This window comes from Pseudomonas sp. AC169, from assembly GCF_979258515.1.
Window position 1 is genome coordinate 1201104 of record NZ_OZ409866.1, and the last position, 12077, is coordinate 1213180.

A 12077-nucleotide genomic window follows, 5' to 3' on the forward strand; every position below is an offset into this window, starting at 1 on the left:
TTTAAACGGTGCGCAGCGCTTGACTTGCCGCTTGCAGCTTGACGCTTATGGCTGTTTTAAAGGCACTAGCCATTGCGCCGATGAACGCACCAATTGCTCGGTCAGCAAGCCTAGAAGCTGACCGCCATTGCGCCAATGATGCCAGTACAACGGCACGTCGATCGGTTTATCTGGCAACAGTTCGCGCAACACCCCGCGCTGCAATTGATCGCGCACTTGCAGTTCCGGCACCAGGCCCCAGCCGAGTCCGGCCTCGGTCAGGCGGATAAAACCTTCCGAGGACGGGCACAAATGGTGCTCGAAACCGCCATCGACGCCCAGCGAGGCGAGATAGCGGTGCTGTAGAAAGTCGTCCGGGCCGAACACCAGTGCCGGTGTACGCGGCAATTGTTCAGCGCGCACACCATCGGGGAAATGCCGCTCGATGAATGCCGGGCTGGCCAGGGCGCGATAACGCATCGCCCCGAGCAACACGCTGCGCGCGCCCGCAACCGGTCGCTCGCTGGCGCAAAGGCACGCGGCCACTTCCCCGGCGCGCATGCGTTTGAGGCCGACGGTCTGGTCTTCCACAACCAGGTCGAGCAACAGATGTTGTTCGGCGCAGAAATCACCCACCGCTTCTGCCCACCATGTGGCGAGGCTGTCGGCATTGAGGGCGATGCGCAGACGTTCCGGCAGGCCCTCTTCGTCCAGCGCCGGCACCAGGGTTTGCAGGTCACGCTCCAGCAAACGCACCTGCTGCACATGGTTGAGCAGGCGCCGGCCAATCTCGGTCGGCGACGGTGGCGTACCGCGAATCAGCACCGGCTGACCGACCCGTGCTTCGAGCAGCTTGATTCGCTGCGAGATCGCCGATTGCGACAAGCCCAGCACCTGCGCAGCCCGTTCAAATCCGGCCTGCTCGACCACGGCGGCCAGAGCGGAAAGCAATTTGTAGTCGAACATCAGTTTTCCTAATGAGCGATCAGCACTATTGGTTTTTCTTATACAGGTTTCGACCGGAGAATAGCCAGCAAGCACTCTTTCTCAAGGAACACTGCAATGGCTGGCGAAACTTCACTCTTGACTTTGTTGCGCAGCATGAGCCCGCAGCTCAATGCCGGTGAGTACGTGTTCTGCACCTTGCGCGACGGGCGGTTGCCCGATGGATTAGAGGTGGTCGGCAGCTTCCGCGAACAGGAAGGTCTGACCGTGATTGTCGAACGTTCCCGCGCCGAACAGGCCGGTTTCAGCTTCGATTACGTCGCCGCGTGGATCACCTTGAATGTGCATTCGGCGCTGGAAGCCGTCGGCCTCACCGCCGCATTCGCTACGGCACTGGGCAAGTCCGGGATCAGTTGCAACGTGATCGCTGGTTATTACCACGACCATTTGTTTGTCGGCCAGGCCGACGCCGAACGCGCCATGCAAGTGCTGCGCGATCTCGCAGCCAACGCGGAGTAGATCTTATGTGGCAAAGTTATGTGAACGGCCTGTTGGTGGCGTTCGGGCTGATCATGGCGATCGGCACGCAGAACGCGTTTGTATTGGCGCAGAGCTTGCGCCGCGAACACCATTTGCCAGTGGCGGCGTTGTGTGTGGTTTGCGATGCACTGCTGGTCGCCGCCGGTGTTTTCGGACTGGCGACGGTTCTGGCGCAGAACCCGACGCTGTTGGCGATCGCCCGCTGGGGCGGCGCGACATTTTTGATCTGGTACGGCAGCCAGGCGTTGCGTCGGGCCTGTTCGAAACAGAGCCTGGAGCAGGGTGAGAACCAGACCGTGCGTTCCCTGCGAGCAGTGATGCTCAGTGCATTGGCAGTCACGTTGCTCAACCCGCACGTTTACCTGGATACGGTGTTGCTGATCGGTTCGCTCGGCGCGCAGCAATCGGTGCCGGGGGCCTATGTGGTCGGTGCTGCGAGTGCTTCGCTGTTGTGGTTTTTCACGCTGGCGCTGGGCGCTGCTTGGTTGGCGCCATATCTGGCACGTCCGAGTACCTGGCGGATCCTTGACCTGGTAGTGGCGTTGATGATGTTCACGGTTGCAGGGCAGTTGATAATCGCGAGCTGATTTATTCCAAACAGCTCTGGAACCTCTATCCCACACAGTTGTTGCGTGGTTATGGCGCAACCCCGGTGCTATGATCGAAACCCTGCGCCGCAAAGAGTAAAAACTCGCCGGTGCATTTCTGGCCGCCCGTGATCGGCCTTGCGCTCACCGCAACAGACCTGATTAGGAGAATCATCATGGCTTTCGAATTGCCGCCGCTGCCTTACGCACACGATGCCCTGCAGCCGCACATTTCCAAGGAAACCCTGGAATACCACCACGACAAGCACCACAACACCTATGTCGTGAACCTGAACAACCTGGTGCCAGGCACCGAGTTCGAAGGCAAGACCCTGGAAGAAATCGTCAAGACCTCCTCGGGCGGTATCTTCAACAACGCCGCTCAGGTCTGGAACCACACTTTCTACTGGAACTGCCTGGCGCCAAACGCCGGCGGTCAACCAACTGGCGCGCTGGCTGAAGCCATCAACGCTGCGTTCGGTTCGTTCGACAAGTTCAAGGAAGAGTTCAGCAAAACCTCGATCGGCACCTTCGGTTCCGGCTGGGGCTGGCTGGTGAAAAAGGCTGACGGTTCCCTGGCTCTGGCCAGCACCATCGGCGCCGGCAACCCGCTGACCAGCGGCGACACCCCGCTGCTGACCTGCGACGTCTGGGAACACGCTTACTACATCGACTACCGCAACGTTCGTCCGAAGTATGTCGAAGCGTTCTGGAACCTGGTCAACTGGAAGTTCGTTGCTGAGCAGTTCGAAGGCAAAACCTTCACCGCTTAAGCTGCGCGCCAGTCAAAAAACCCGGCTTTTGCCGGGTTTTTTTTATGCCCGGATAAACCCCGTACGATGATCGTTCCCACGCTCCGCGTGGGCATGCAGCCCGTGACGCTCCGCGTCACTGGACGCAGAGCGTCCCTAGAGGCATTCCCACGCTGAGCGTGGGAACGATCAATAGCGTTTCTCTCACGATGAAAGCTGTCTGCCGCCCCTTGCTGCCGTGCCACAGCGGGCTAACATCAAAAAGAGGAAAAAATGCGGCGTACGGCTCAAGTTGAGGGGCGGAACTACCGACATAGTACAAATTAGGGCTAATACTCCAGACAGCAGCATTTCGGCCAAGGCCACGGGCAAATCGTCCCCGGTCTGATTGTCCCTTTGACTGCCAACTCGGGATTGCCAATACTCATGGCAACTTGACGCTACCCGCACGGAACAAGGAATAACCCTTTGAAGCTGGAACTCAAGAACAGCTTGTCGGTGAAGTTGCTCCGGGTCGTGCTCCTGTCGGCATTGATCGTCGGCGTAGTCTTGAGCTGCGCGCAGATTGTTTTCGATGCCTACAAAACCCGTCAGGCCGTTGCTGGCGACGCCGAACGCATCCTCGATATGTTCCGTGATCCCTCGACTCAGGCCGTTTACAGCCTCGATCGGGAGATGGGCATGCAGGTGATCGAAGGCCTGTTCCAGGACGATGCCGTGCGTCAGGCCTCCATCGGCCATCCCAACGAAGCCATGCTCGCGCAGAAATCCCGCGAGTTGCAGCATTCCAACAGTCGCTGGCTGACTGACCTGATCCTCGGCCAGGAACGTACCTTCACCACCCAACTGGTGGGGCGTGGCCCGTACAGCGAGTATTACGGCGACCTGAGCATCACCCTCGACACCGCCACCTATGGCGAGGGTTTTATCGTCAGTTCGGTGATCATTTTCATTTCCGGCGTGTTGCGCGCACTGGCCATGGGTCTGGTGCTGTATCTGGTTTATCACTGGCTACTGACCAAACCGCTGTCACGGATCATCGAGCACCTCACCGAGATCAACCCCGATCGCCCCAGCGAGCACAAGATTCCGCAGCTCAAGGGCCACGAGAAAAACGAACTGGGGATCTGGATCAACACCGCCAACCAGTTGCTCGAATCGATTGAACGCAACACCCATCTGCGCCACGAAGCGGAAAACAGCCTGCTGCGCATGGCCCAGTACGATTTCCTCACTGGCCTGCCGAATCGCCAGCAACTGCAACAGCAACTGGACAAGATTCTGGTCGACGCCGGCAAGCTGCAACGCCGGGTCGCGGTGTTGTGCGTGGGGCTGGATGATTTCAAAGGCATCAACGAACAATTCAGCTACCAGACCGGTGACCAGTTGCTGCTGGCCCTGGCCGATCGCCTGCGTGCCCACAGCGGCCGCCTCGGCGCCCTCGCCCGTTTGGGTGGCGACCAGTTTGCGCTGGTGCAGGCCGACATCGAACAGCCTTACGAAGCAGCGGAACTGGCGCAAAGCATTCTCGATGATCTTGAAGCGGCGTTTGCCCTCGACCATCAGGAAATCCGCCTGCGCGCGACCATCGGCATCACCCTGTTCCCGGAGGACGGCGACAGCACCGAGAAGCTGTTGCAGAAAGCCGAGCAGACCATGACCCTGGCCAAGACCCGCTCGCGCAACCGTTATCAGTTCTATATCGCCAGCGTCGACAGCGAAATGCGCCGCCGTCGCGAACTGGAAAAAGACCTGCGTGATGCCCTTTTGCGCGATCAGTTCTACCTCGTCTACCAGCCGCAGATCAGCTATCGGGATCACCGCGTGGTTGGCGTCGAGGCGTTGATTCGCTGGCAGCATCCGGAACACGGTCTGGTGCCGCCGGACTTGTTCATCCCGTTGGCCGAGCAGAACGGCACCATCATCGCCATTGGCGAATGGGTGCTCGATCAGGCCTGCAAGCAATTGCGCGAATGGCACGATCAGGGTTTCGCCGATCTGCGCATGGCAGTCAACTTGTCCACCGTGCAGTTGCACCACGCCGAGTTGCCGCGAGTGGTGAATAACCTGCTGCAAATGTACCGCCTGCCACCGCGCAGCCTGGAACTGGAAGTCACCGAAACCGGCCTGATGGAAGACATCAGCACCGCCGCCCAACATTTGCTCAGCCTGCGTCGCTCCGGCGCACTGATCGCCATCGATGACTTCGGCACCGGCTATTCATCCCTGAGCTATCTGAAAAGCCTGCCGCTGGACAAGATCAAGATCGACAAGAGCTTTGTGCAGGATCTGCTCGATGACGACGACGACGCGACCATCGTTCGCGCGATCATTCAACTGGGCAAGAGCCTCGGCATGCAGGTGATCGCCGAGGGCGTGGAAACCGCCGAACAGGAAAGCTACATCATCTCCGAAGGCTGCCACGAGGGTCAGGGCTATCACTACAGCAAACCGCTGCCGGCGCGCGAGCTGAGCGTCTATCTCAAACAAGCACAACGCAGTAACGCCGCGATCCTTTGATCGGTGCCACCTCAGCGTCGTAAATAAGAAATATTTCCAGCCACAACCCTTTACACATAATGCGAAAGATTTGCATTATGTCGCAGTTTTGCGCACCCCCAGCGCGAGTCCACTCAACTATCGAAGCAGGATGTTCGCCATGATTCGTATGCCTCTGGCTACCGCCAGTCTGCTGGCCATCGCTATTTCCCTCGCCGGTTGCGGCGAAGGCAAAGACAAGGCTGCCGCTCCGGCCGCGCCGACGCCAGCCGCCAGCACCACCGCTCCAGCGGCTGCCCCTGCCGCTGCCGGTAAAGTCGACGAAGCCGCCGCCAAGGCTGTGGTCGCGCACTACGCCGACATGGTCTTCGCCGTTTACAGCGATGCCGAATCCACCGCGAAAACCCTGCAGACCGCCGTCGACGCCTTCCTCGCCAAGCCGAACGCCGACACCCTGAAAGCCGCCAAGGCTGCCTGGGTCGCCGCGCGCGTTCCGTACCTGCAGAGCGAAGTGTTCCGCTTCGGCAACACCATCATCGACGATTGGGAAGGTCAGGTTAACGCCTGGCCTCTGGACGAGGGTCTGATCGACTACGTCGACAAATCCTACGAGCACGCATTGGGTAACCCGGGCGCAACCGCCAACATCATCGCCAACACCGAAGTTCAGGTCGGCGAAGACAAAGTCGACGTCAAAGACATCACCCCGGAAAAACTCGCCAGCCTCAACGAGCTGGGCGGTTCCGAAGCCAACGTCGCCACTGGCTACCACGCCATCGAATTCCTGCTGTGGGGCCAGGATCTGAACGGCACCGGCCCTGGCGCTGGCAATCGTCCGGCTTCCGACTACCTGGAGGGCGCCGGCGCCACTGGCGGTCACAACGATCGTCGTCGTGCCTACCTGAAGTCCGTGACCCAACTGCTGGTCAGCGACCTGGAAGAAATGGTCGGCAACTGGAAGCCGAATGTGGCTGACAACTACCGCGCCACCCTGGAAGCCGAGCCGGGCGAAACCGGTCTGCGCAAAATGCTCTTCGGCATGGGCAGCCTGTCGCTGGGCGAACTGGCGGGCGAGCGCATGAAGGTTTCCCTGGAAGCCAACTCTCCTGAAGACGAGCAGGACTGCTTCAGCGACAACACCCACAACTCGCACTTCTACGATGCCAAAGGCATTCGTAACGTTTACCTGGGCGAGTACACCCGTGTTGACGGCACCAAGATGAGCGGCGCCAGCCTGTCGTCGCTGGTGGCCAAGGCTGACCCGACTGCCGACACCGCACTGAAAGCCGATCTGGCCGCTACCGAAGCCAAGATCCAGGTCATGGTCGATCACGCCAACAAGGGTGAGCACTACGACCAGTTGATCGCCGCCGGCAACACCGCTGGCAACCAGATCGTTCGCGATGCGATCGCCTCGCTGGTCAAGCAGACCGGTTCGATCGAAGCCGCTGCCGGCAAGCTGGGCATCAGCGACCTGAACCCGGACAACGCTGATCACGAGTTCTGATCAACTGCGTCTGAGTCAAAAAAAGGCGACCTTCGGGTCGCCTTTTTCATGTCTGCCCTACACAAAACCCTGCTCCATGGTGTGTTCGATATCAGGTACACCACCCATCCCTGTGGGAGCGAGCCTGCCCGCGAAGGCTATATCGGCCGCCACATTTTCAGCGCGGCGGACACCGCTTTCGCGAGCAGGCTCGCTCCCACAGGGTTTACATGGACTTCAAGGCTTGCGCTGTATCAAGCAAACGATAATTCCTCTTATTCAAACCCCCTCGCCCTGTTAGACTTTGCGCCTTTGTTTTCGCCCGTCCGCAGGATGTCTGATGCCCTCGCTGCCTCTTCGCTTGTCCGCACTGTTGCTGGCCCTGGGCCTGAGTGCCTGCGATGACGCCCCGCGTTTCACCAATGCCGAGCCCGGTGAAGCACGCTCGGGCGGTGCAGCGACCGTGCGCAAGACCGATCAGAATGCGTTTTCCCTGCCTTCGGCGAATCTGCCGCCATCGCGACGGGTGGATTTCAGCGTCGGCAACAGCTTCTTTCGCAGCCCGTGGGTGATCGCGCCGTCGACCACCACCGCGCGCGATGGCCTCGGCCCGTTGTTCAACACCAACGCCTGCCAGAACTGCCACATCAAGGACGGTCGCGGTCACCCGCCAACCCCGGATGCGGCCAACGCGGTGTCGATGCTGGTCAGGCTGTCGATTCCCGATGCGCCGCAGTTCGCCAAGCTCATTGAGCAGGTTGGCGTAGTTCCGGAGCCGGTCTATGGCGGCCAGTTCCAGGACATGGCCGTGCCCGGCGTCGCCCCGGAAGGCAAGGTGCGCGTCGACTACACGCCAGTGCCCGTACGCTTCAAGGACGGCACCGAAGTCGAACTACGCAAACCGGTGCTGCAAATCACTCAACTGGGCTACGGCCCGATGCACCCGGACACGCGGTTTTCCGCGCGGGTCGCGCCGCCGATGATCGGCCTCGGCCTGCTCGAAGCGATCCCCGAGGAAGCCATCCTCGCCAACGCCACCGCGCAAGCCAAAGCGAACAACGGCATCAATGGCCGCCCCAATCAGGTCTGGGATGACGCCCTGCAGAAAACCGTCATGGGCCGATTTGGCTGGAAAGCCGGGCAACCGAACCTCAATCAACAGAACGTTCACGCGTTTTCCGGTGACATGGGCCTTACGACCAGCCTGCGCCCCTTCGATGACTGCACCGACGCGCAAACCGCCTGCAAACAGGCACCGAACGGTAATGGCCCGGACGGCGAGCCGGAAGTCAGCGATAACATCCTGCGTCTGGTGCTGTTTTACAGCCGCAACCTCGCCGTGCCTGCACGTCGTGGTATCAACGATGCCGAAGTGCTGGCCGGCAAGAACCTGTTTTTCCAGGCCGGCTGCGATTCCTGCCACACCCCGAAATACACCACCGCCGCCAATGCGGCCGAACCTGAACTGGCCAATCAGGTGATTCGCCCGTACAGCGATTTGCTGCTGCACGACATGGGCGACGGTCTGGCCGACACCCGTACGGAATTCCAGGCCTCTGGCCGCGACTGGCGCACCCCGCCGTTGTGGGGGATTGGCCTGACGCAAGCGGTCAGTGGCCACACGCAATTTTTGCATGACGGTCGCGCGCGCAATCTGCTCGAGGCCGTGCTCTGGCATGGCGGCGAAGCTAAAGCCGCGCAGCAACAGGTTTTGTCTTTCAATGCCGAGCAGCGTGCCGCGCTGCTGGCGTTTTTGAACTCACTTTAAACACTGATAAAGAATCGGGAGCCCGACATGTTCCGTCCCAAGCTACTGTTCACCAGCCTTGCCGCGCTCGCCCTCGGCGCCTGCTCGCCGCAGGATCCGCAAGCGGTCACCTCGGCGGCCATCGCCAAATCGGTGATCCTGCCGACCTACACTCGTTGGGTCGAAGCCGACAAGCAACTGGCGGTCAGCGCCCTCGCCTACTGCCAGGGCAAAGAAACCCTGGAGACCGCCCGTGCCGACTTCCTGCACGCGCAGAAAGCCTGGGCCGAGCTGCAACCACTGCTGATCGGTCCGTTGGCCGAGGGCAACCGTTCGTGGCAGGTTCAGTTCTGGCCGGACAAGAAGAACCTCGTCGGCCGTCAGGTCGAGCAACTGGTCGTCGCGCAGCCGCAGATCGATGCCGCCGCACTGGCCAAATCCAGCGTCGTGGTGCAAGGCCTGTCGGCTTACGAGTACATCCTCTTCGATGCCAAGCCTGACGTCGCCAATGCCGAACAGAAAGCCAAGTACTGCCCGCTGCTGATCGCCATCGGCGAGCGCCAGAAACAACTGGCCGAAGAGATTCTGCAGAACTGGAACAACACCGACGGCATGCTCGCGCAGATGACCAAGTTCCCCAACCAGCGTTACGCCGACTCCCACGAAGCGATCGCCGATCTGCTGCGTGTGCAGGTCACCGCGCTGGACACCCTGAAGAAAAAGCTCGGCACGCCAATGGGCCGCCAGAGCAAGGGCGTGCCACAGCCGTTCCAGGCCGATGCATGGCGCAGCCAGTCGTCCCTGACCGCGCTGGAAGCCAGCCTCGCCGCCGCCAAAACCGTGTGGGAAGGCGTCGACAACAAAGGCCTGCGCGGTCTGTTGCCGGCTGAGCAAAAGCCACTGGCAGACAAGATCGATGCTGCCTACGCCGCTTCGCTGAAACTGTTCGACAGCACCCAGCGCTCGCTCGGCGAAATGCTTGAAGACGACGCCGGTCGCCAGCAACTCAACGATATCTACGACAGCCTCAACGTCGTCCATCGGCTGCACGAAGGCGAACTGGCCAAGGCGCTGGGCATCCAACTGGGCTTCAACGCCAACGACGGTGACTGATGAGGGCAAGTGCCATGCTGCGACGTCAGATTCTGACTTTAGGTAGTGCACTGCTGGGAGCAGTGACGCTGGGCGGCTGGACGCTGTTCAAACGCAAGGATCAGAGCCCGCTGCTGCTGTCGGCGCGGGACGATGCCGACGGCAAGCATTACGCCGTCGGTTATCGGCTGGACGGCACGCGGGTGTTCGCCACCGAAGTTGGCCAGCGTTGCCACGACATCATCAATCATCCGACGCAGCCGATTGCGCTGTTCGTCGCGCGTCGCCCAGGCACCGAGAGTTACCTGATCGACCTGCGCGACGGTCAGTTGCTGCAGACGGTGAGCTCGCAGCCGAACCGGCACTTCTACGGTCACGCCGTGGTGCACAAGGATGGTGAATACCTGTACGCCACCGAGAACGACACCAGCGATCCCGGCCGTGGCTTGCTCGGCGTGTACAGGTTCCAAGGCGAACGGCTGGTGCACAGCGGTGAGATTTCCACCCACGGTCTCGGCCCGCATCAGGTGTCATGGATGCCCGACGGCGAGACGCTGGTGGTGGCCAACGGCGGGATTCGTACCGAAGCGGAAAGCCGCGTCGACATGAACCTCAACGCCATGGAGCCGAGCCTGGTGCTGATGCAGCGCGACGGTACGCTGCTGAGCAAGGAAACCCTCGCCCAGCAGATGAACAGCGTGCGCCATCTGGGCATCGCCAGCGACGGCACCATCGTTGCCGGCCAGCAATTCATGGGCGCGTCTCATGAGCGTTCGGAGTTGTTGGCGATCAAGCGTCCGGGGCAGCCGTTCGTGGCGTTCCCGGTGCCGGAGCATCAGTTGCAGTCGATGGGGCATTACACCGCCAGCGTCGCCGTGCACAGCGATCTGCGTCTGGTCGCGCTGACGGCGCCGCGTGGCAACCGTTTCTTTATCTGGGATCTGGACAGTGGCGAAGTGCGCCTCGATGCGCCGTTGCCGGATTGCGCCGGTGTGGGTGCGGTGAAGGACGGTTTTGTCGTGACCTCCGGGCAAGGGCGTTGCCGTTACTACGATTGCCGTCAGGATGAGCTGCTGGCCAAGCCGCTGGAATTGCCGGCGGGGCTCTGGGACAACCATCTTCATCTGATGGCCTGATCGCGGTGCTTCACTTGCCGGCGCAACCTCAAGGGTGAGCGGGATTTTATCCCCCTCACCCTTTTCATGACCTGTAATAACTGCCAGTTGGAATCCCCCCTGTACTCGGAGTAATGTGCCCGCCTGTCTCACCTGATTTATCCAAGGAACTGGAAATATGCTGCGTCGCCGCATGCTGATCATGTTGGGTGTTGTTTTGCTGATCGTCCTGGTGCTGGGCGGGTACAAAGCCTTTTCGATCTATACGATGATCCAGGGCTTTTCCAAGCCGAAACCGCCGATCAGTGTCGCCGTGGCCAACGCCACCGAGCAGCCGTGGCAGATGCGTTTGCCCACCGTCGGCTCTCTCAAGGCGCTGCAAGGTGTCGAGTTGAGCCTGGAAGTCGCCGGCACCGTCACTGAACTCAAGTTCGAGTCCGGACAGAAGGTCAAGGCCGGGCAACCGTTGCTGCAACTCGACAGCGCCGTCGAAACCGCCCTGCTGGAAACCGCCAAGGCTGACCTGGGCCTGGCGCAACTGGACTTCGGCCGTGGTGCGCAACTGGTCGACAGCCGTGCCATCTCCAAAGGCGAGTACGACCGGCTCTCGGCGGTTCTGCAAAAGAACAAAGCCACGGTCAATCAGCTCAACGCTTCGCTGGCGAAAAAACGCATTCTCGCGCCGTTCAGCGGCACCATCGGCATCCGTCAGGTCGACGTCGGCGACTACCTCGCCAGCGGCACCAAAATCGCCACGTTGCAGGATTTGAGCAGCCTCTACGCGGACTTCTACCTGCCCGAACAATCGGTGCCGAAACTGGCCATCGGCCAACCGGTGCAAATCACGGTTGGCGCCTATCCCAAGCAAAACTTCGCCGGCAAGATCAGCGCGATCAACCCGATCGTCGAAAGCACTACGCGCAACATTCTGGTTCGCGCCACGCTGGCCAACCCCGACGGCAAACTGCTGCCGGGTATGTTCGCCAACCTTGAAGTGCTGCTGCCCGATCCGCAGAAACACATCGTCGTGCCGGAAAGCGCGATCACCTACACCCTCTACGGCAACTCGATCTACGTGGTCGGGCAGAAGAAAGCCGAGGACGGCAGCCTCGAAAAGGACGATAAGGGCCAACCGGTGCTGATCGCCGAACGCCGCTTCATCGAAACCGGTGAACGCCGCGATGGCCTGGTGATGATCAACAAGGGCGTGCAGAGCGGCGAACAAGTAGTGACGGCCGGCCAGATCAAACTGGACAACGGCGCACACATTGCCATCAGCGACGACAAGACCCTCGGCGAGCAGAACAGTCCGCCCCGCGCCGACTGATCAAGGAA

General features: G+C 60.7%; 10 protein-coding genes. 9 read left to right on the forward strand and 1 reads right to left on the reverse strand.

What is annotated here, in order from left to right; genetic code table 11:
* Window positions 1-45: 45 nt before the first annotated feature.
* Entirely contained in the window at window positions 46-945 is a 900-nt protein-coding gene (locus ACZZ0G_RS05380; protein ID WP_463555543.1) for a LysR family transcriptional regulator ArgP, read from the reverse strand.
* Window positions 946-1041: 96 nt separating this feature from the next.
* Between ACZZ0G_RS05380 and ACZZ0G_RS05385 the strand changes: the two genes are divergently transcribed.
* The 9 genes from ACZZ0G_RS05385 (at window position 1042) to ACZZ0G_RS05425 (ending at window position 12069) form a co-directional block, all read left to right on the forward strand.
* A complete protein-coding gene (locus ACZZ0G_RS05385; protein ID WP_463555544.1) occupies window positions 1042-1443 on the forward strand; it encodes an ACT domain-containing protein in 402 nt (133 codons plus the stop codon).
* Between the two features lie 5 nt (window positions 1444-1448).
* Window positions 1449-2051 (forward strand): LysE/ArgO family amino acid transporter, encoded by a 603-nt coding sequence (locus ACZZ0G_RS05390; protein ID WP_463395068.1) that lies wholly within the window; start codon window positions 1449-1451, stop codon window positions 2049-2051.
* Between the two features lie 176 nt (window positions 2052-2227).
* Entirely contained in the window at window positions 2228-2824 is a 597-nt protein-coding gene (locus ACZZ0G_RS05395) for a superoxide dismutase (protein ID WP_007918933.1), read from the forward strand.
* Between the two features lie 447 nt (window positions 2825-3271).
* On the forward strand, window positions 3272-5323 hold the full coding sequence (locus ACZZ0G_RS05400; RefSeq protein ID WP_463395067.1) for a putative bifunctional diguanylate cyclase/phosphodiesterase: 2052 nt from the start codon (window positions 3272-3274) through the stop codon (window positions 5321-5323).
* A gap of 139 nt (window positions 5324-5462) precedes the next feature.
* The gene (locus tag ACZZ0G_RS05405; RefSeq protein WP_463555545.1) at window positions 5463-6809 is read left to right on the forward strand and encodes an imelysin family protein; all 1347 of its coding nucleotides are present in this window, start codon (window positions 5463-5465) and stop codon (window positions 6807-6809) included.
* Window positions 6810-7128: 319 nt separating this feature from the next.
* Entirely contained in the window at window positions 7129-8556 is a 1428-nt protein-coding gene (locus ACZZ0G_RS05410; protein WP_463555546.1) for a di-heme oxidoreductase family protein, read from the forward strand.
* Window positions 8557-8583: 27 nt separating this feature from the next.
* Window positions 8584-9648: an imelysin family protein gene (locus ACZZ0G_RS05415; RefSeq protein ID WP_007916589.1), complete on the forward strand. Its 1065-nt coding sequence runs from the start codon at window positions 8584-8586 to the stop codon at window positions 9646-9648.
* 14 nt (window positions 9649-9662) lie between these two features.
* On the forward strand, window positions 9663-10763 hold the full coding sequence (locus ACZZ0G_RS05420; RefSeq protein ID WP_463555547.1) for a DUF1513 domain-containing protein: 1101 nt from the start codon (window positions 9663-9665) through the stop codon (window positions 10761-10763).
* A 157-nt stretch (window positions 10764-10920) separates the two neighbouring features.
* The gene (locus ACZZ0G_RS05425; RefSeq protein WP_463555548.1) at window positions 10921-12069 is read left to right on the forward strand and encodes an efflux RND transporter periplasmic adaptor subunit; all 1149 of its coding nucleotides are present in this window, start codon (window positions 10921-10923) and stop codon (window positions 12067-12069) included.
* Window positions 12070-12077: the final 8 nt, after the last annotated feature.

Bases quoted from the DNA above. Each gene is read 5' to 3' on its own strand.
- ACZZ0G_RS05410 (WP_463555546.1), top strand. From the start codon at position 7,129: ATGCCCTCGCTGCCTCTTCGCTTGTCCGCACTGTTGCTGGCCCTGGGC.
- ACZZ0G_RS05395 (WP_007918933.1), top strand. From the start codon at position 2,228: ATGGCTTTCGAATTGCCGCCGCTGCCTTACGCACACGATGCCCTGCAG.
- ACZZ0G_RS05385 (WP_463555544.1), top strand. From the start codon at position 1,042: ATGGCTGGCGAAACTTCACTCTTGACTTTGTTGCGCAGCATGAGCCCG.
- ACZZ0G_RS05405 (WP_463555545.1), top strand. From the start codon at position 5,463: ATGATTCGTATGCCTCTGGCTACCGCCAGTCTGCTGGCCATCGCTATT.
- ACZZ0G_RS05390 (WP_463395068.1), top strand. From the start codon at position 1,449: ATGTGGCAAAGTTATGTGAACGGCCTGTTGGTGGCGTTCGGGCTGATC.
- ACZZ0G_RS05420 (WP_463555547.1), top strand. From the start codon at position 9,663: ATGCTGCGACGTCAGATTCTGACTTTAGGTAGTGCACTGCTGGGAGCA.
- ACZZ0G_RS05425 (WP_463555548.1), top strand. From the start codon at position 10,921: ATGCTGCGTCGCCGCATGCTGATCATGTTGGGTGTTGTTTTGCTGATC.
- ACZZ0G_RS05415 (WP_007916589.1), top strand. From the start codon at position 8,584: ATGTTCCGTCCCAAGCTACTGTTCACCAGCCTTGCCGCGCTCGCCCTC.
- ACZZ0G_RS05380 (WP_463555543.1), bottom strand. From the start codon at position 945: ATGTTCGACTACAAATTGCTTTCCGCTCTGGCCGCCGTGGTCGAGCAG.